General features: G+C 72.4%; 15 protein-coding genes and 1 riboswitch. Of the genes, 5 read left to right on the forward strand and 10 right to left on the reverse strand.

Annotated features, from left to right (window positions below):
* Positions 1-38: 38 nt before the first annotated feature.
* Together modA and OIE12_RS25585 are read right to left on the reverse strand one after the other, a co-directional pair.
* Positions 39-851, reverse strand: a complete 813-nt coding sequence (modA, locus tag OIE12_RS25580) for a molybdate ABC transporter substrate-binding protein (RefSeq protein ID WP_329139144.1) — start codon at positions 849-851, stop codon at positions 39-41.
* 185 nt (positions 852-1,036) lie between these two features.
* Positions 1,037-2,209, reverse strand: a complete 1,173-nt coding sequence (locus OIE12_RS25585; protein ID WP_329139145.1) for a HoxN/HupN/NixA family nickel/cobalt transporter — start codon at positions 2,207-2,209, stop codon at positions 1,037-1,039.
* A gap of 30 nt (positions 2,210-2,239) precedes the next feature.
* A riboswitch (cobalamin riboswitch) is annotated at positions 2,240-2,451 on the reverse strand.
* A gap of 178 nt (positions 2,452-2,629) precedes the next feature.
* On the opposite strand from OIE12_RS25585, the gene OIE12_RS25590 reads away from it, so the two are divergent.
* Positions 2,630-2,983 (forward strand): ArsR/SmtB family transcription factor, encoded by a 354-nt coding sequence (locus OIE12_RS25590; protein WP_030381086.1) that lies wholly within the window; start codon positions 2,630-2,632, stop codon positions 2,981-2,983.
* Positions 2,984-3,083: 100 nt separating this feature from the next.
* On the forward strand, positions 3,084-3,494 hold the full coding sequence (locus OIE12_RS25595; RefSeq protein ID WP_329142205.1) for a cell division protein SepF: 411 nt from the start codon (positions 3,084-3,086) through the stop codon (positions 3,492-3,494).
* A 48-nt stretch (positions 3,495-3,542) separates the two neighbouring features.
* Here OIE12_RS25595 and OIE12_RS25600 read toward each other — a convergent pair whose 3' ends face one another.
* From OIE12_RS25600 to OIE12_RS25610, 3 genes are all read right to left on the reverse strand, one after another.
* Positions 3,543-4,019 (reverse strand): DUF6099 family protein, encoded by a 477-nt coding sequence (locus OIE12_RS25600; RefSeq protein WP_329139147.1) that lies wholly within the window; start codon positions 4,017-4,019, stop codon positions 3,543-3,545.
* A 173-nt stretch (positions 4,020-4,192) separates the two neighbouring features.
* Positions 4,193-4,600, reverse strand: coding sequence for a nucleotide pyrophosphohydrolase (locus OIE12_RS25605; RefSeq protein WP_329139149.1), 408 nt, complete (start codon positions 4,598-4,600; stop codon positions 4,193-4,195).
* Positions 4,597-5,748: an ATP-binding protein gene (locus OIE12_RS25610; protein ID WP_329139151.1), complete on the reverse strand. Its 1,152-nt coding sequence runs from the start codon at positions 5,746-5,748 to the stop codon at positions 4,597-4,599. The genes OIE12_RS25605 and OIE12_RS25610 overlap by 4 nt, the downstream gene beginning before the upstream one ends.
* Positions 5,749-5,961: 213 nt before the next feature.
* Here OIE12_RS25610 and OIE12_RS25615 point away from each other — a divergent pair, with 213 nt between their 5' ends.
* The 3 genes from OIE12_RS25615 to OIE12_RS25625 all read left to right on the forward strand — a co-directional run bounded on the left by OIE12_RS25615 (position 5,962) and on the right by OIE12_RS25625 (position 11,185).
* A complete protein-coding gene (locus OIE12_RS25615; protein WP_329139153.1) occupies positions 5,962-6,882 on the forward strand; it encodes an LLM class F420-dependent oxidoreductase in 921 nt (306 codons plus the stop codon).
* A gap of 224 nt (positions 6,883-7,106) precedes the next feature.
* On the forward strand, positions 7,107-8,603 hold the full coding sequence (locus OIE12_RS25620; protein WP_329139154.1) for a 3' terminal RNA ribose 2'-O-methyltransferase Hen1: 1,497 nt from the start codon (positions 7,107-7,109) through the stop codon (positions 8,601-8,603).
* Positions 8,600-11,185: a polynucleotide kinase-phosphatase gene (locus tag OIE12_RS25625; protein WP_329139156.1), complete on the forward strand. Its 2,586-nt coding sequence runs from the start codon at positions 8,600-8,602 to the stop codon at positions 11,183-11,185. Before OIE12_RS25620 ends, OIE12_RS25625 begins: the two co-directional genes overlap by 4 nt.
* A gap of 125 nt (positions 11,186-11,310) precedes the next feature.
* Here the strand turns inward: OIE12_RS25625 and OIE12_RS25630 are convergent, their stop codons facing one another.
* The 5 genes from OIE12_RS25630 to OIE12_RS25650 all read right to left on the reverse strand — a co-directional run bounded on the left by OIE12_RS25630 (position 11,311) and on the right by OIE12_RS25650 (position 18,347).
* On the reverse strand, positions 11,311-12,888 hold the full coding sequence (locus OIE12_RS25630) for an MFS transporter (RefSeq protein WP_329139158.1): 1,578 nt from the start codon (positions 12,886-12,888) through the stop codon (positions 11,311-11,313).
* 113 nt (positions 12,889-13,001) lie between these two features.
* Positions 13,002-14,441: an amino acid permease gene (locus OIE12_RS25635; RefSeq protein WP_329139160.1), complete on the reverse strand. Its 1,440-nt coding sequence runs from the start codon at positions 14,439-14,441 to the stop codon at positions 13,002-13,004.
* 146 nt (positions 14,442-14,587) lie between these two features.
* The gene (gene argF / locus OIE12_RS25640) at positions 14,588-15,595 is read right to left on the reverse strand and encodes an ornithine carbamoyltransferase (protein WP_329139162.1); all 1,008 of its coding nucleotides are present in this window, start codon (positions 15,593-15,595) and stop codon (positions 14,588-14,590) included.
* A 92-nt stretch (positions 15,596-15,687) separates the two neighbouring features.
* Entirely contained in the window at positions 15,688-16,917 is a 1,230-nt protein-coding gene (locus tag OIE12_RS25645) for an arginine deiminase (protein ID WP_030381076.1), read from the reverse strand.
* Positions 16,918-17,147: 230 nt separating this feature from the next.
* Entirely contained in the window at positions 17,148-18,347 is a 1,200-nt protein-coding gene (locus tag OIE12_RS25650) for a sulfate adenylyltransferase subunit 1 (protein ID WP_329139165.1), read from the reverse strand.
* Between the last annotated feature and the right edge of the window lies 1 nt (position 18,348).

The raw sequence follows: 18,348 nt of genomic DNA on the forward strand, positions 1-18,348 counted from the left end.
GCCGCCCCGGACCGGCCGCGCACGTCGAAGCCCGCCCGTCACGGTGAGAGGAACCCGGACGCGCTCATCACCTTCTGGCCCTCCGCCGACTTCACCAGGGCGATGAACGCCTTCGCCCCGGCCGCGTTCTCCGCGTTCTTCAGCTGGACGATCGGATAGTCGTTGACGGCCTTGGCCGACTCGGGGAACTCCACGCCCTCCACCTTGTCACCCGCCGCCTTCACATCGGTGCGGTAGACGACGGCCGCGTCGGCCTCCTTCAGCTCCACCTTCGTCAGCGCGCTCTTGACGTCCTGCTCGTACGAGACGGGGGTGAGCTTCAGGCCGCTCGCCTCCAGCGCGGTCTGCGCGGCCGCGCCGCACGGCACGGTCTTGGCGCACAGGACGACCTTGAGCCCCGACTTCGTCAGGTCCTTCAGGGAGGAGATCTTGTCGGGGTTGCCGGGCAGGGCGGCGATCTCCAGACGGTTGCGCACGAAGGTCGACGGCGTACCGGCCGCGTCCTTGGCGTCCGTCACTGTCTTCATCGTCTTCGGGCTGGCGGAGGCGAACACGTCGGCGGGGGCGCCGCCGGTGATCCCGGCGGCGAGGCTGTCACTGCCGCCGAAGTTGAAGGTGACCTTCGTGCCCGGGTACCGCTTCTCGAACGTCTTCCCCAGCGCGGTGAAGCTCTCCTGGAGGGAGGCCGCCGCGAACACGGTCACCGTCCCGGAGACCTTCGCCGAGTCATCGGAACCGGAACCGGAACCGGAATCGGAATCGGACGAACAGGCACCGGCCGCCACCAGCACGGCGGCGACACCGACCCCGGCGAACACCCGCCGACGAGCACGGCGGGACATACGGGTCATCACTGAAGGTCTCCCTCTGCCTGGGCGTCACACCTCATGGCCACCCTGATCATATTCTCGCAGATACGAGGCAGAGGGCACCAGATCGCCAGCAGAAGCAACGGTGTCTAGCGAATCAACCTGGCACGTGCGTTACATCAGGGGCGCGGGGAACTGCGCGAAACGGGGCGGAGCCCCGTGCCCCCTCACCCGCCGTCGGCCGCCCGCGGCCGCCCCCACCGCTGCTCGACCCGAGCCAGCCGCCAGTACCCGATGGCCAACGCCCACACCACCACGAACAGCCCGGCAATCACGTACCCGACGTTGTCGAGATCCAGCCCCGCGATCCACCCCGTCACGGAGTCCGTCAGATCCAGCTTCTCGTGCAGCACGCCAACGAGCTCGATCGTCCCGATCACGAACGCGACGGCGATCGACAACCCCGTGATCGTCAGGTTGTAGAACACCTTGCGCACCGGGTTGGAGAACGCCCACTGGTAGGCGAAGTTCATGAACGTCCCGTCCAGCGTGTCGAACAGGCTCATCCCGGCGGCGAACAGCAACGGCAGGCACAGGATCGCGTACCACGGCAGCCCCGCGGCCGCACCACTGCCCGCCATCACCATCAGCGTCACCTCGGTCGCGGTGTCGAAGCCGAGCCCGAAGAGGAAGCCGAGTGGGAACATCTGCCCCGGACGGCTGATGGAGCGGGTGAGCCGGCCCAGGATCCGGTTCATGAACCCCCGCGAGTCCAGATGCGCCTCCAGCGCCTCCTCGTCGTACGTGCCGGCCCGCATCGCCCGGAACACCCGCAGGATGCCGAGCAGCGCCACCAGGTTCAGGGCGGCGATCAGATACAGGAAGCCGCCGGAGACGGTGGTGCCGACCACGCCCAGCACCTGGTGCGTGCGCGAGCCGTCGTCCAGCAGCGTGCCGGCGAGCGCGGCGCCGCCCGCCACCAGCGCGGCCATGGCGACCACCACGCCGGAGTGCCCGAGCGCGAACCAGAACCCGACCGACACCGGACGCTTGCCGTCGGCCATGAGCTTGCGGGTGGTGTTGTCGATGGCCGCGATGTGGTCGGCGTCGAAGGCGTGCCGCATGCCGAGCGTGTAGGCGGTGATGCCGAGCCCGATGCCGAAGGCCTTGGAGCCGACCTCGTAGTGCTCGGGCACCACCAGCAGGAACAGCACCCCGAACGCCACCACGTGCAGGGCCAGGATCACCGCCAGCAGTCCGGCGGTACGGACGGTGTCCTCACGCCGCCAGCGGAAGGAGACGGTGGGGACGGCGGCCGCGTCGGCCGCGGGGGTCGCGGGGTCTGTGGGGGCCGCGGGGGTCGCGGACGATCGCCCGGAAGGGCGCGCGGGCAGGGCCATTTCGCATCACGCTCCAGCACCTCGTGGATCACTTCGTGAGATGCCGTGGCCGGTCTCCTGGCTGACGGGTCGACGCGCCCGCCCCAACCTTCCCGGCCGTGCGTGCGCACGACCAGTGGCGCCACCCGAGGGCGGCACGGGACGGGAACTCCCCGATCACAGTGGCGAGGGCCGCTCCGGACTCGACCCCCCGAAAGGGGCCTGCACCGGTCTTCCCGAGCACCACGGCCCGGCCACCATAGGGGGCGCCCGCCGACACCTGCAAGACTGCATATCTGCGCAGGTGTTGCAGGTGGGACAGATCACGCAGAGCAGGTGTGGCAGGTGGCACAGATCACGCGGACGCCGCGGAGCACGCGAGGACGATCCGAAAGCCCCGGAACCGGCCACCGTCCGCCGTCCGCCTGGAACAATGCCCGCATGCATCTCGTCCCCGCCGACCGTGCCGACCGGCGCACCATCGACGGCCACCGGGTGTGCGAGGCCATCGCCGCCATCGGTGAGCCGGAGGCCGTACGCGCCTGGGCCGACCGCTTCTCCCTGCTCGCCGACCCCGGCCGGCTCTCCCTCCTGCTGGCCCTCGACCGGACGGGACCGCTCGCCGTCTCCGACCTCGCCATCGCCACGGGCATGAACGACCCGGCGGTCTCGCAGGCGCTGCGGCTGCTGCGGACGGCGGAGGTGGTGGCGGGGGAGCGGCAGGGGCGGATCGTGCGGTACCGGGTGATCGACCCGGTGATGCTGGACCTTCTGAAACTGGTCAGAACCACCTGAACCGCATCGGATCGGCAGACCGGCCGCGATGCCGGGGGCGTCGCGGACCGTGTCGCGTTCGGCCGATCGGGTGACGATGCGTAAGAATTGGCCCGTGCAGATGACCAGTGCGAGCCGACGGGGAGGGCCGGTGAACAGCCACGATGTCACCGACGAACAGTGGGAAGGGCTCGCCCAGGTCGTGCCGCTGCGTGGCCGGGACGCCTGGCCGTCGGCGGTGGACCACCGTTCCTACGACCACCGGGCCTACGCCGAGGCCGAGACGGAGGCCAGGCGCCGGTTCGTCGTCCTGCGGGTCAACGTCTTCGCCGACGCCCGCGACGTCGCCGAGACGCTGATGGCCGGCGTCCCGGTCCTCCTCGATCTCACCAACGCGGAGACGGAGGTCGCCAAGCGCGTCCTCGACTTCAGCACGGGAGTCGTCTTCGGCCTGGCCAGCGGCATGCACCGGGTCGACAAGAACGTCTTCCTCCTCACCCCACCGGACACGGAGGTCACCCCGCCCCAGTAGGGGCGCGGGGCGCGGGGCGCCGTGGTTCCGAACGGCTCCGCGCCCGGGTCAGCCCAGTGCCGCGTCCCAGCGGGTGGGCTCCTCCTCCGTCAGTGCCAGACGGCGGAGCATCTCCTGGACACGGTCCCGGGACTCGTCCGCCGCGTCGATCGCTTCCATGCACTGCCAGTACGCCCCTTCCTCTCCCGCCGTGCTCGCGAGGGCGACCAGTGACATGGCCACCTCCACGAGCAGCGAGCCCAGTTCCAGCAATGCCTTGCGCGCGTCGCCCAGTTCGGTGAGGTGCGCGGCGCGCAGATCGGCGACGAGGGGTGGCGGGGCGTCCAGGACCCCGCACCCTCTGCCCGCCAGTTCCGTCAGCCCCAGCGCCTCGCCGCGGAGCTGCGGGGGGCCGGACACCGCGAGCCGGCTGCCGATCGCCTGCGCCAGGGCGTAGGCCTGCCACGCCTCCGCCGTGATCCGTAAGGCGTCCTCGCTGTCCGTCAGGGCACGCCTGCTCTCCACGATGAGCCGCACCGCGTCCATGCGCTGCCCCCGTTCCCTCCGGCGCGCTCGCCACGCGCCCACCCGACTCCCTTGTTCATTACCCAGAGTGAAGGTCATCCAGTCGAAAAGCCAGAGGTCGTCCGAAATCTGTGGACAGAGGGCCGATGGTGGACAACATCATCACTACATGGAGTGACGAAGGAGGGTGGGGTTCACGCCTCGGGGGCGGGCTCCGGGGCAGTCCCCGGTTCGGGCACCGGGGCGGGTGCGGGGAAGCGGATCTCGTTGCGGTCGATCTTCTCGTCCAGCGCCGTCAGCAGGTCGACGTCCAGCCGCTCGCAGAGCTGGAGCAGATACGCCAGCACGTCAGCGACCTCGTCCCGGACCCGGAACGCGGTCTCGGGGTCCGTCATCACCCGTTCCGACTGCTCCGGTGTCAGCCACTGGAAGATCTCCAGCAGTTCGGACGCCTCCACGCTCAGCGCGGCCGCCAGGTTCTTCGGGGTGTGGTGCGGCCACCAGCCGCGCGCGGCCGCGAAGTCCACGAGCCGGCGTTGCAAATGGGCCAGATCCGGCGGGTGTTGGTCATGGGGCTGTTCCTCATGCGGGTGTTCGTTCACGCGCCCAGGTGTAGCACCGTCACGCCCTCCACCCCGGCCACCCGCGAGGCGTCGGCGACCGCGCCGATCAGCCGGATGTGCCCGCGGTCGCACATCCGCACCGCCAGCCGCAGCAGTTCCCGCAGCTGGTGCGGGTCCAGGGAGCGGTCGAGGCCGTCCGCCAGCACGGTGAGCGTCTGCAATGCCGCCGGGACCTCCCCCACGGGGTCCACCTCCAGGACTCCGGGCCCGGTGAGCAGTACCAGGGCGAGGGCGAGATGGCGCAGTTCGCCGTCGCCGAGCAGTTCGAGCGGCGTGGCCGGGGAGCCCTCGCCGCGGTCGACGCAGGCGCGGAGAAGGCCGTCGTCACCGTGCTCCACCCGCAGTCCGGTCACCGTCCCCGCGGTGCCGGCGCGGACGGCGGCGACCAGCAGCGCGTGCCGCTGCCCGCACTCTTCGCGGGTGCGGAACAGCACGTCGGCGAGGTTGTCGCAGCCGGACAGCAGCCGGCCCCCGCCCGGTGCCACGGGGGCGCGCATCCGCTCGGGGCGCGGGTCGCAGGGAAAGACCGAGCGCAGTGCCACCACCATCTGCTCGGCGGCCGCGAGCACCCTGCGCTGACCGTCGGTGCCCCCGGCCACGCGCAGCGGGAGCAGGGCGGTGCCGAGCCGGTCGTCGGGCAACGGCCCCCTCGTCACCGGGACGGCGCCGGCGGTGTGCCAGGCGGCCTGCACGACGCGGCGGCCGGGGTCGCGCAGCGCGGTCTGCAGCAGCGGCAGCCCGTCGGACGTCAACCGTTCGCCGACGAGGCGGAGTTCGGGTTCGACCTGGACGGCCACGTCGAGGCGGACGGGACCGGCGGGGCCGTCGGCGGTGCAGCCGATGCGGAAGCCGCGGCGGTGCTGGGGGTCGGGGCGGGCGGTGCGGGGCACGCAGGTCGCCGGGGCCGGGAACGCCTCCGTGAGGTCGGCGCCGGCGGCGAGGCGGGCGAGGGCGGCGTAGGCCTCCAGGGCGCGGGACTTGCCGCTGCCGCTGGGGCCGGTGAGGAGGGTGAGACGGCCCAGCGGGAGGGTGGTGCGGCGGTGGCCGGCGTAGGTGGAGAGGTGGAGTTCGGTGAGGTGGGGGCGGAGGGTGGTGGGGGTCCGCGCGGGGGCCGGGGGCGGGTGCATGCGGGGAACGTAGACGGCGGTGGGCGCGGCGAACCGTTCCGCCGGGGAGTGCTTCGCACGAACGGGGGACCGGGGCGGAGGGCGGGTTGTCGTGCGCGGCGCGTCGTGGCTGGTCGCGCGGTTCCCGCGCCCCTGCGGGCGCGCGGGGGCGGAGAACCGCCGCGTGGTCACCCCCGTCGCGCTCCACCCCCGCCGCCAGGCAGGATGGAGCGTATGGACCTCCGCATCTTCACCGAGCCCCAGCAGGGTGCCGACTACGACACGCTCCTCGCCGTCGCCAAGGCGACGGAGGAACTCGGGTTCGACGCCTTCTTCCGTTCGGACCACTACCTCAGGATGGGTGACGGCGACGGGCTGCCCGGGCCCACCGACGCCTGGGTCACCCTCGCGGGGCTCGCCCGGGAGACCCGCCGTATCCGCCTCGGCACGCTCATGACCGCCGGCACCTTCCGGCTGCCCGGCGTGCTCGCCATCCAGGTCGCCCAGGTCGACCAGATGTCCGGCGGCCGGGTCGAACTCGGTCTCGGCGCGGGCTGGTACGAGGACGAGCACACGGCGTACGGCATCCCCTTCCCCAAGGAGAAGTTCGCCCGGCTGGAGGAGCAGCTCGCGATCGTCACCGGCCTGTGGGCCACGAAGCCCGGCGAGACGTTCAGCCACCACGGCACCCACTACGACCTCACCGACTCGCCCGCGCTGCCCAAGCCCGCCCAGTCGAAGATCCCCGTGCTCATCGGCGGCATGGGCGCCACCCGCACCCCGCGCCTGGCCGCCCAGTACGCGGACGAGTTCAACATCCCCTTCGCCTCCGTCGCCGACAGCGAACGCCAGTTCGGCCGGGTCCGGGAGGCGGCCCAGGCCGCCGGCCGTGACGCCGACGAGCTGACGTACTCCAACGCGCTCGTCGTCTGCGTCGGCAAGGACGACGCCGAGGTCGCCCGCCGCGCCGCCGCGATCGGCCGCGAGGTCGACGAGCTGAAGGAGAACGGCCTGGCCGGCTCCCCGGCCGAGGTCGTCGACAAGATCGGCCGCTACGCGGAGGTCGGCGCCACCCGGTTCTACCTCCAGGTCCTCGACCTCTCCGACCTCGACCACCTGGAGCTGATCGCGCACCAGGTGCAGGCCCAGCTCTGAGCCGGAGCCCCGGAAGGGCCGGCCGGAGGGCGGAAAATAGCTGATGACCGGCGTGCCGTTCGCTGTACGTTGGGCGGCACGCCGGGTCCGGAACACCAGTACGGGTCCCGTGACCGGCGTACCCGCGACGACGCACCGCGACGCCACCACGGCGTCGCACCGCGCCGTCGCCGCACGTCCCTTCACGCCCCGTTCTCCAGGCCCCGTATCGAGGTCCGATTCCCGTGTTCCTGACGATCAGCACCACCGGCACGCCCGAGCGCCCCGCGACCGACCTCGGCTACCTGCTGCACAAGCATCCCGACGCCGCGCAGACGTTCTCCACCTCCTACGGCACCGCCCACGTGCTCTACCCCGAGGCGGACGAACGGCGCTGCACGGCCGCGCTGCTCCTGGAGGTCGATCCGGTGGCGCTGGTCCGGCGCAGCAAGGGCAAGGGCCGCGGCGGCGCGCCCGACGCCGCGCTCGCCCAGTACGTCAACGACCGCCCGTACGCCGCCTCCTCGCTCCTCGCCGTCGCCCTGAGCAGCGTCTTCTCCACCGCCCTGCGCGGCGTCTGCAAGGCCCGCCCCGAGCGCGCGGCCGAACCGCTGCCGCTGCGCGTGGAGATACCCGCGCTCCCGGCCCGCGGCGGCCCGGCCCTGGTCCGGCGCCTGTTCGAGCCGCTCGGCTGGACCGTCACCGCCGACCCGGTGGCCCTGGACGTGACCTTCCCCGAGTGGGGCGACTCCCGCTACGTACACCTGGTCCTGGAGGGCGAGACCCTCACCCTCGCCCAGGCGCTGCGCCAGCTCTACGTGCTGCTCCCCGTCCTCGACGACGCCAAGCACTACTGGGTGTCGTCCGACGAGGTCGACAAGCTGCTGCGGGCCGGCGAGGGCTGGCTGCCCGCGCACCCGGAGCAGAAGCTGATCGTCGGCCGCTACCTCACCCGGCGCTGGTCGCTGGCCCGGCAGGCCATGGAGCGGCTGGAGCTGGTCCGGCTCGCGGAGACGGACGATAGCGAGGTCGAGGAGATCGACAACGCGGTCGCCGCCGAGACCGAGCAGGAGGAGCGGCCCACCCCGCTCGCCGTGCGCCGCCGCGAGGCGATCGTCGCCGCGCTCCGGCGCCACGGCGCCGCCCGCGTCCTCGACCTCGGCTGCGGTCAGGGCCAGTTGGTGCAGACGCTGCTGAAGGACCCGCGCTTCACCGAGATCGTCGGCGTCGACGTCTCCGTGCGGGCCCTCACCATCGCCTCCCGCCGGCTCAAGCTGGACCGCATGGGCGAGCGGCAGGCCGCGCGCGTCCAGCTGCGCCAGGGCTCGCTGACCTACACCGACAAACGGCTCAAGGGCTATGACGCCGCCGTCCTGAGCGAGGTGATCGAGCACCTGGACCTGCCGCGGCTGCCCGCCCTGGAGTACGCGGTGTTCGGCGCGGCACGGCCCCGTACGGTCCTGGTGACCACGCCGAACGTCGAGTACAACGTCCGCTGGGAGAGCCTCCCGGCCGGGCATGTGCGCCACGGCGACCACCGCTTCGAGTGGACCCGGCGGGAGTTCCGCGCGTGGGCGGAGGCGGTGGCCGAACGGCACGGCTACGCGGTGGAGTTCGAGCCCGTGGGACCGGACGATCCCGAGGTCGGCCCACCCACCCAGATGGCGGTTTTCATCCAGCGGCACACGAACCAGAGGCACACGAACCAGCAGAACGAGAAGAAGGAGGGAGAGGCGGCATGACCGAGAACAACCGACAGGCCGACCCGCAGGCCGACCGCCGTACCCGCCCCCGCGCCCTCCCCGTCACCGACCTCTCCCTCGTCGTCCTCGTCGGCGCCTCCGGCTCCGGCAAGTCGACGTTCGCCCGGCGGCACTTCAGGCCGACCGAGGTGATCTCCTCGGACTTCTGCCGGGGGCTGGTCTCCGACGACGAGAACGACCAGGGCGCCACCCGCGACGCCTTCGACGTGCTGCACTACATCGCCGGCAAGCGGCTCGCCGCCGGCCGCCGTACCGTCGTCGACGCCACCAGCGTGCAGCAGGACTCCCGCCGCGCCCTGATCGACCTGGCCCGCGCGCACGACGTGCTGCCCATCGCCGTCGTCCTCGACGTGCCCGAGGAGGTGTGCGCCGCGCGCAACGCCGCGCGCACCGACCGCGCCGACATGCCGCGCCGGGTGATCCAGCGGCACATCCGCGAACTCCGCCGCTCCGTACGCCGCCTGGAGCGCGAGGGGTTCCGCAAGGTGCACGTCCTGCGGGGCGTGGAGGAGATCGAGAACGCCACCGTCGTCACCGAGAAGCGGTTCAACGACCTGACACACCTCACCGGACCGTTCGACATCGTCGGCGACGTCCACGGCTGCTCGGCCGAACTGGAGTCGCTGCTCGCGAAGCTGGGCTACGCGGACGGCGTGCACCCCGAGGGGCGTACGGCGGTGTTCGTCGGCGACCTCGTCGACCGCGGTCCCGACTCGCCGGGCGTGCTGCGCCGGGTGATGTCCATGGTGAAGTCGGGCAACGCGCTGTGCGTGCCCGGCAACCACGAGAACAAGTTCGGCCGCCATCTGCGCGGCCGGCAGGTCCAGCACACCCACGGACTCGCCGAGACGATCGCGCAGATGGCGGACGAGAGCGAGGAGTTCGTGCGGGAGGTGCGGGAGTTCGTCGACGGGCTGGTCAGCCACTACGTCCTCGACGGCGGGAAGCTCGTCGTCTGCCACGCCGGGCTGCCCGAGAAGTACCACGGCCGCACCTCCGGCCGCGTCCGCTCGCACGCCCTGTACGGCGACACCACCGGCGAGACCGACGAGTTCGGGCTGCCCGTGCGCTACCCGTGGGCCGAGGAGTACCGGGGCCGCGCGGCCGTGGTCTACGGCCACACCCCGGTGCCGAAGGCCACGTGGCTCAACAACACGCTCTGCCTGGACACCGGTGCCGTGTTCGGCGGCCGGCTCACCGCGCTGCGCTGGCCGGAGCGCGAGCTGGTCGACGTGCCCGCCGAGCGCGTCTGGTACGAGCCGGTGAAGCCGCTGGCCTCCGAGGCACCCGGCGGCCACGAGGGCCGGCCGCTGGACCTGGCCGACGTGCACGGCCGCCGGGCCGTCGAGACGCGGTACGCGGGCCGGGTGGCGGTGCGCGAGGAGAACGCGGCGGCGGCACTGGAGGTCATGAGCCGCTTCGCCGTCGACCCCCGGTTGCTGCCGTACCTGCCGCCGACCATGGCGCCGACGGCGACCTCGCACCGGGACGGCTACTTGGAGCACCCGGAGGAGGCGTTCGCGCAGTACCGGGAGGCGGGCGTCGAGCGGGTCGTGTGCGAGGAGAAGCACATGGGCTCCCGTGCCGTCGTCCTGGTCTGCCGGGACGCCGAGGCGGCCGGCAAGCGGTTCGGCGTCCCGGGCGGCGCGGACGGGCCGACGGGCGCGCTGTACACCCGTACCGGACGGCCCTTCTTCTCCGACGTGACCACCACCGAGCTGATCCTCGCCCGGCTGCGCGCGGCGGTCGGCGCGGCCGGGCTCTGGGAGGAGCTGGCGACCGACTGGGTGCTGCTCGACGCCGAGCTGATGCCGTGGTCGCTCAAGGCGTCCGGGCTGCTGCGCGGCCAGTACGCGGCGGTCGGCGCCGCCGCCGGGGCCGTGTTCCCGGCCGCGCTGGCCGCGCTGGAGGGCGCGGCGGGCCGGGGTGTCGACGTGGCCGCGCTGCTGGAGCGGCAGCGGGCGCGGGCGGTGGACGCGGAGGCGTTCACCGAGGCGTACCGGCGCTACTGCTGGCCGACGCAGGGGCTCGACGGCGTCCGGCTCGCCCCCTTCCAGCTCCTTGCCGTACAGGACCGCAGCCTGGCCGCGCTCCCGCACGACGAGCAGCTCGCCCTGCTCGACCGGCTGGTCGAGCACGACACGAGCGGGCTCCTCGCCACCACGCGCCGGCTGTACGTCGACACGGGCGACGAGGGCTCGGTGCGGGCCGGGGTCGACTGGTGGCTGGAGATGACCGCGCGGGGCGGCGAGGGCATGGTCGTCAAGCCGGTCGGCGCGGTGGTGCGCGACGGGCAGGGCCGGCTGGTCCAGCCCGGCATCAAGTGCCGGGGCCGGGAGTACCTGCGGATCGTCTACGGCCCCGAGTACACCCGCCCCGACAACCTCGCCCGCCTGCGCAACCGCTTCCTCAACCACAAGCGGTCCCTGGCACTGCGCGAGTACGCCCTGGGCCTGGAGGCCCTCGACCGCCTCGCCGAGGGCGAACCCCTGTGGCGGGTCCACGAGGCGGTCTTCGGAATCCTGGCCCTGGAGTCGGAACCGGTGGATCCGCGTCTGTAGGACGGGGCACGGGGTTCAAGGGGCTCTGCCCCTTGGACCCCGTGGGTGCGTTGTCGGCCGACCGCCGGTGGGGGCTGGTCGCGCAGTTCCCCGCGCCCCTTGAAAGCAGGGGGCGCCCCCCGTCTTCAAGGGGCGCTGCCCCCGGCCGGCTCCGCTTCGGCTTCCGACGGGCCCCGCAGGGCGACGTACACGAACAGTGCGGCCATCACCGCGGTGCCCGCCCACATGGCCTGTTGCCAGCCGTCCACGAAGGATTCCCGGGCGGCGTGCAGCAGGGTCTCGGCGTGTGTGCCGGCGCCTGGCGCCGCCTCCACCGCGTTGGCGATGCCCTCGCGTGCGGTGTCCGCGGGGCCGGCGGGGACGCCGTCGAGACGGTCGTCGAGGGCGTCGCGGTAGCCGGTGGTCAGCAGGGCGCCGAGCAGGGCCACCCCGAGCGCGGTGCCGAACTCGCGGGTGACGTCGTTGAGGGCGGAGGCCACGCCCTGCTTCTCCCGGGGGAGGGAAGCGGTGATCGCCTCCGTGGACGGCGTCATGGACAGGCCCATGCCGGCCCCCATGGCGAGCAGCCCGGCCAGGAGGGACGGATAGCCGCCGTCGACGGAGACGAACAGGGCCATCAGCGCCAGGCCGAGCGCGGCCAGGGCCACGCCCGCCGCCATGGTGGCGCGGGCGCCGGCCCGCGCGGCCAGCTTGGGGGCGAGGCCGGACGTCACCATCATCAGGACGGCCATCGGCATCATCGCGACGGTGGACAGCAGCCCCGACCAGCCCAGCACGGCCTGGAAGAACGGGAAGAGGACCACGGCGATACCCGCCTGCACACCGAAGACCACCAACAGCGTGATCGAGCCGCCCGCCAGACCGCGCGCCCGGAACAGGCGGACGTCCAGCAGCGACGCCTCCCGGCGGCGCAGCTCCCAGAGGACGAACCCGACGGCGGCGAGGACACCGACGAACAGGCCGGTCAGGGGCACCGGGTCGGTCCAGCCGCGCTCGGGCCCTTCCTGGAGGACGAAGATCAGAGCGGCCACGGCGACGGCGGACACCACGGCGCCGACGCCGTCGAAGGACGGGGCGGAGCGCTCGCGGGAGTCCGGCACCGACCTCAGCGTCATCGCCAGCGCCACGACCGCCAGCACCACGGGCAGGGCGAAGAGCCACCGCCAGTCGGCGACGTCGACCAACAGCGCGGAGAGGAACATGCCCAGGATGCCGCCGCCCCCGGCGACACCGGTCCACACACCGATCGCCCTGCCCCGCTGCTCCTCGGGGAACGTGGAGGTGATGACCGCCAGCGTGATCGGCATGATCATCGCGGCGCCGACCCCGGCGGCCACCCGCGCCGCGATCATCACCCCCGCCGAGGGCGCGAGCCCCGCGGCGACACCGGCCGCGCCGAAGAGGAGCAGCCCGCCGACCAGCACGGGCTTGCGGCCCAGCCGGTCGCCGATCGCGCCGAGCGGCAGCAGCAGCGCGGCCAGGGCGAGGGCGTAGACGTTGATGATCCACAGGACGGTGCCCTGTGAGACACCGAACTCCACCGCCATGTGGGTCTGGGCGACGCCCAGACCGGACACCGACGCGATGACGGCCATCAGAGCGACGGAGACGGCGATCAGGATGGAGCGCAGCTGACGTGCGTCCGGGGTACTTCCGGCACCCGTCGGTGCGGCTGCCGCAGGGGGAGACTGCTCGATATGCATGCCCTCGACGCTAGGAACGGCTTGCGCTCCTGGCACGCCCTGTTGCCCGGACCGCAAGAAGATGGCGGGCCGGGCGGCCCCGTGCGCAAACCGCTGCCGTGCGCCGGGCCCGCTCAGGCCAGCCGGGACCGCCGCCGCCCGTACGCCGCGTACACCAGGCAGCCCACCCCGAGGAACCCCGCGAACTGGGCCCAGGCCGCCCACCCCGTCTCGTACATCAGGTAGACGCAGCAGCCGATGCCGAGCAGCGGCACCACCGGGTACAGCGGCACCCGGAACGTGCGGGGCAGCTCCGGTTCCCGGCGGCGCAGGACCATGAGCGCCGCGTTGACCGCCGCCATCGTCGCCAGGGTGCCGATCGTGCACAGTCCCACCACCGCGTCCAGCGAGCAGAACGCCGCCGGGACCGCGAAGACGACGCCGATGATCAGCGTGCCCGCCACCGGGGTGGAGGTCCGCGGGGACACCCGGGCGAAGACGCCCGGCACCAGCCCGTCCCGGGACATCGACATCAGGATGCGGCTCTGCCCGTACAGCACCGCCAGCACCACCGACGCGATGGCGACGACCGCGCCGAAGGCGATGATCCCGCCGCCGACCGCGGAGCCGGTCACCTCGTTGACGACGTACGACAGCGCGGCGGGCCGCCCGCCGACCCGGTCGCCGCCGACCGCCCCGATCGCCGCCAGCGCGACCGCGCAGTACAGCACGGTGACCACGCCGATGCAGACCAGGATCGCGATCGGGATGCTGCGGCGCGGGTCGCGCGCCTCTTCGCCGGCCGTGGTGATCGCGTCGAAGCCGATGTAGGAGAAGAACGCGGCGGTGGTGCCCGCGCCGATGCCGCCGAGCCCGGCGGGCGCGAACGGCAGCAGGTTGCCGTCCTTGAAGGCGCTGAACCCGATGGCGCAGAACGCGACCAGGATCACCAGCTTGAGGATCGCCATGGCCGCCGTCGCCCGCGCGCTCTCCCGCACCCCGCGCACGAGGAGCAGGCAGGCCAGGGCGATGACGGCCACGGCGGGCAGGTTCACCGCCCCGCCGTCACCGGGCCCGGCGGACAGGACGTGCGGAAGCTGATGGCCGGTGAGGCCGTGCAGCAGCTCGTTGACGTACTGGCTCCAGCCGACCGCGACCGCCGAGACCGAGACGCCGTACTCGAGGAGCAGGCACCAGCCGACGAGAAACGCCGCGCCCTCGCCGAGCCCGGCGTAGGCGAAGGAGTACGAGGAACCGGCGACCGGGATCGCGCCGCCCAGCTCGGCGAAGGAGAACGCGGTGAGCACGCAGGTCAGCGCGGCCAGTATGAACGAGACGACGACCCCGGGACCGGCCTGGGCGACCGAGTCGGAGAGCCCCACGAAGATGCCGGTGCCGACGATGGCCCCGACGCCGAAGCAGATGAGCTGGAAGAGGCCCATCGTGCGCTGGAGGCCGGGCCCGTGCCGGTCGTGACCGGCCTCGGCGACCAGCAGGGCGGGGGACTTGAAGCGGAGCGGGTGGGGAGCGGTGGCGGGGGGCGCCGGGCTGTGCGGCGGGGCCGAGCTGTGCATGGGGTGGTGCTCTCTGTGCTGGTGCGGTGCGCGGCGGGGATGGGCCGCGCGGAGGCGGACCACGGAAGGGGTGGTTCCGGGGTCCGCGGGGTGGTGCGAGTCGCTTTCCGCGACGTGGGAAAAGAGTAGAGGGCCGAGAGTGGTGCTCAGGCGAGCGTGGCGACCAGGACCGCCTTGATCGTGTGCATCCGGTTCTCCGCCTCGTCGAACACGACCGAGTGCGCGGACTCGAACACCTCGTCGGTGACCTCCAGCTCGCTCAGCCCGTGCCGCTCGTATATCTCCCGGCCGACGACCGTGCCCAGGTCGTGGAAGGCGGGCAGGCAGTGCAGGAACCTGACGTCCTCGTTGCCGGACGCCCGCAGGACGTCCATGGTCACCGCGTACGGGGTGAGCAGCGCGATCCGCTCGTCCCACGTCTCCTTCGGCTCGCCCATCGACACCCAGACGTCGGTGGTGACGAAGTCGGTCCCGCGCACGCCCTCCTTCACGTCCTCGGTGAGCGTGATCCGCGCCCCGGACGCCTCGGCGAGCTCCCGCGCGGCCGTGACGACCGGCTCCTCGGGCCACAGCGACCTCGGTGCCGCGATCCGTACGTCCATGCCGAGCAGTGCGCCGGTGACGAGGTAGGAGTTGCCCATGTTGTTGCGGGCGTCGCCGAGGTAGGCGTAGGCGATGTCGGTGAGCGGCTTGTCGCAGTGCTCGGTCATCGTGAGCACGTCGGCGAGCATCTGGGTGGGGTGCCACTCGTCGGTGAGCCCGTTGTAGACGGGCACCCCGGCGAACGCGGCCAGCTCCTCCACGACGGTCTGCGCGTGCCCCCGGTACTGGATCGCGTCGAACATCCGGCCGAGCACCCGCGCGGTGTCCTTCACGGACTCCTTGTGCCCGATCTGCGAGCCGACCGGATCGAGGTAGGTGGTGGACGCGCCCTGGTCGGCGGCGGCGACCTCGAAGGCGCAGCGGGTGCGGGTGGAGGTCTTCTCGAAGACCAGCGCGATGTTCTTCCCGCGCAGGTACGGCGTCTCGGTCCCGGCCTTCTTCGCGGCCTTCAGCTCGGCGGCGAGCGCGAGAAGCCCGCGGAACTCGTCGGCGGTGAGGTCCACCTCCTTGAGGAAGTGGCGGCCGGCGAGGGCGGTCGGGACAGTCGCCATGGGGTGCTCCTGGGGTACGGGGACGGATGAATGGAAGTCTATACGATGCTCCACATTTATATACAGGCCAGGTCTGTGGGCCCTCGGCGTCCTCAGTACCGCACCGCGTCCCGCTCCACCGGGCAGCTCATGCAGCGCGGCCCGCCCCGGCCCCGGCCCAGTTCGCTGCCCGGGATCTCGATGACCTCGATGCCCTGCTTGCGCAGGTGCGTGTTGGTGGTGGCGTTGCGCTCGTAGGCGACGACGACGCCCGGCTCGACGGCGAGCACGTTGCAGCCGTCGTCCCACTGCTCGCGCTCGGCGGCGTGCACGTCCTGCGTGGCGGTCAGCACACGGATCTCGCTCAGCCCCAGCGCGGCGGCGATCGCGCGGTGCATGTGCTCCGGCGGGTGGTCGGTGACCTTCAGTTCCTTGTCGCCGACGCCGGGTTCGATGGTGTACGAGCGGAGCATGCCGAGCCCCGCGTACTGGGTGAACGTGTCGCCGTCGACCATCGTCATCACCGTGTCCAGATGCATGAAGGCGCGCCGTTTCGGCATGTCCAGCGCCACGATGCTGCGCGCGGACCCGGCCGCGAACAGCTTGTGCGCGAGCATCTCGACGGCCTGCGGGGTGGTGCGCTCGCTCATGCCGATCAGGACGGCGCCGTTGCCGATGACGAGGACGTCCCCGCCCTCGATCGTCGAGGGGTAGTCCGCCTGGCCCTCCGACCAGACGTGGAAGCCGGCGTCCCGGAAGAGCGGGTGGTGCCGGTAGATCGCCTCGAAGTGCACGGTCTCGCGGCGGCGGGCGGGCCAGCGCATGGCGTTGATCGAGACGCCGTCGTAGATCCAGGCGGAGGTGTCCCGGGTGAAGAGGTGGTTGGGCAGGGGGCGCAGCAGGAAGTCGTCCAGGTCCATGACGTGGAAGCGGACGGAGGTGGGTTCCGGATGACCGTCCAGGAACTCGCGCTTGGTCATGCCACCGATCAGGGCCTCGGCGAGGGTGGGGGCGGGGAGGGCGGCGAAGGCGTCCCGGAGGTGGTCGGTGGCGAGGGGGCCGTACTCCTTCTCGTCGAAGACGCGGTCCAGGACGAGGGTTCTGGCGGCGGGGGCGCGCAGCACGTCCGTGAGGAGGTCGCCGAAGAGGTGGACGGCCACGCCTCGGTCGCGGAGGACGTCGGCGAAGCCGTCGTGTTCCGCGCGGGCGCGGCGGACCCAGAGGACGTCGTCGAAGAGGAGGGCGTCCTTGTTGCTGGGGGTGAGCCTTTTGAGCTCGAGGTCCGGCCGGTGCAGGATGACCCGGCGGAGTCGGCCGGTCTCGGAGTCGACGTGGAATCCCATGCCTCCATCCTGACCGGGCGGGGTGACTTTCACCCGGGTTCGGCCGGGAGGGTTTTTCGCCCCCGCCGCCCCTGCCCTTCCCGTCCCTTCAAGGGGCTCTGCCCCTTGGACCCCGAAACGGGGCTTCGCCCCGTTGCGCAGTTCCCCGCGCCCCTATCAGGGGCGCGAGCAACCACGAACCCACCCGCACCCGCCCACGCACCCCACCCGCCCGAGCTCTCAGGCGCCGCCTACACCTCCGCCATCCCCGCCGTCAGCGTCGAGCCGTCGGACGGGTCGATCAGGAGGAAGGAACCCGTGCGGCGCACAGCCCCGTACGCGTCGATCGCCACCGGTTCCGCCGTCCGCAGGACGACCCGCCCGAGGTCGTTCGCGGTGAGTTCCGCCGCGCCGTCCAGGCCGGCCACCCGCGCCCGTACCGTGCGGGTCGTGTGCCGCAGGAGCACGCGGTCGCCGACCCGCAGCGGCCGGTCGGCGAGGTGGCAGACCGCCGCCCGTACCTCCTGCGTGAGCACCGGCACGTCCGTCCCCGCGGTGATCATGTCGCCGCGCGACACGTCCAGTTGGTCGCCGAGACGCACGGTCAGCGACTGCGGTGCGAACGCCGTCTCCGCCTCCCGGCCGAGCACGTCGATGCCGGTCACCGTGGACGTCTCGCCCGACGGGTGCACCGTCACCCGGTCGCCGACCCGCAGCGCCCCGGACGCCAGCTGCCCCGCGTAGTACCGCACCCCCTCGTGGCGCAGCACGTACTGCACCGGGAAGCGGGCGGGCGCGTCCGCCGCCTCGGCGCCCACCGGCACCGTCTCCAGGAACTCGAGGAGCGCGGGACCGTCGTACCAGTCCGTCCGCTCCGACCGCTCGACCACGTTGTCACCGGCCAGCGCGGAGACGGGGATCGGGGTGAAGGACGCGAGGCCCAGCTCCCCGGCGTACCGGGCGAAGTCCTCGGTGATCCGCCGGAACTCCTTCTCCTCGTAGCCGACGAGGTCCATCTTGTTGACGGCGAGGACGACGTGCGGCACGCGCAGCAGGGCGGCGATCGCGGCGTGCCGGCGGGTCTGTTCGACGACGCCGTTGCGCGCGTCGACCAGGATGATCGCCAGCTCCGCCGTGGACGCCCCCGTGACCATGTTGCGGGTGTACTGCACATGCCCCGGGGTGTCGGCGAGGATGAACCGGCGCTTGGGGGTGGCGAAGTAGCGGTAGGCCACGTCGATGGTGATGCCCTGCTCGCGCTCGGCCCGCAGCCCGTCGGTCAGCAGGGCGAGGTCCGGTCCCTCCTGGCCGCGCGTCTGCGACGCCCGCTCCACGGCCTCCAGTTGATCCGCGAGGACCGACTTGGAGTCGTGCAGCAGCCGTCCGACGAGCGTGGACTTTCCGTCGTCGACCGAACCGGCGGTGGCGAAACGCAACGTTCCGATGGTCATG

It is taken from the genome of Streptomyces sp. NBC_00670, assembly GCF_036226765.1.
Taxonomy (GTDB): Bacteria; Actinomycetota; Actinomycetes; order Streptomycetales; family Streptomycetaceae; genus Streptomyces.

Coding starts and splice junctions, on each gene's coding strand:
- OIE12_RS25585 (WP_329139145.1), bottom strand. CDS start 2,209: ATGGCCCTGCCCGCGCGCCCTTCCGGGCGATCGTCCGCGACCCCCGCG.
- OIE12_RS25610 (WP_329139151.1), bottom strand. CDS start 5,748: ATGCACCCGCCCCCGGCCCCCGCGCGGACCCCCACCACCCTCCGCCCC.
- OIE12_RS25595 (WP_329142205.1), top strand. CDS start 3,084: ATGACCAGTGCGAGCCGACGGGGAGGGCCGGTGAACAGCCACGATGTC.
- modA (WP_329139144.1), bottom strand. CDS start 851: ATGACCCGTATGTCCCGCCGTGCTCGTCGGCGGGTGTTCGCCGGGGTC.
- argF (WP_329139162.1), bottom strand. CDS start 15,595: ATGGCGACTGTCCCGACCGCCCTCGCCGGCCGCCACTTCCTCAAGGAG.
- OIE12_RS25625 (WP_329139156.1), top strand. CDS start 8,600: ATGACCGAGAACAACCGACAGGCCGACCCGCAGGCCGACCGCCGTACC.
- OIE12_RS25630 (WP_329139158.1), bottom strand. CDS start 12,888: ATGCATATCGAGCAGTCTCCCCCTGCGGCAGCCGCACCGACGGGTGCC.
- OIE12_RS25615 (WP_329139153.1), top strand. CDS start 5,962: ATGGACCTCCGCATCTTCACCGAGCCCCAGCAGGGTGCCGACTACGAC.
- OIE12_RS25590 (WP_030381086.1), top strand. CDS start 2,630: ATGCATCTCGTCCCCGCCGACCGTGCCGACCGGCGCACCATCGACGGC.
- OIE12_RS25645 (WP_030381076.1), bottom strand. CDS start 16,917: ATGGGATTCCACGTCGACTCCGAGACCGGCCGACTCCGCCGGGTCATC.
- OIE12_RS25600 (WP_329139147.1), bottom strand. CDS start 4,019: ATGGACGCGGTGCGGCTCATCGTGGAGAGCAGGCGTGCCCTGACGGAC.
- OIE12_RS25635 (WP_329139160.1), bottom strand. CDS start 14,441: ATGCACAGCTCGGCCCCGCCGCACAGCCCGGCGCCCCCCGCCACCGCT.
- OIE12_RS25650 (WP_329139165.1), bottom strand. CDS start 18,347: ATGACCATCGGAACGTTGCGTTTCGCCACCGCCGGTTCGGTCGACGAC.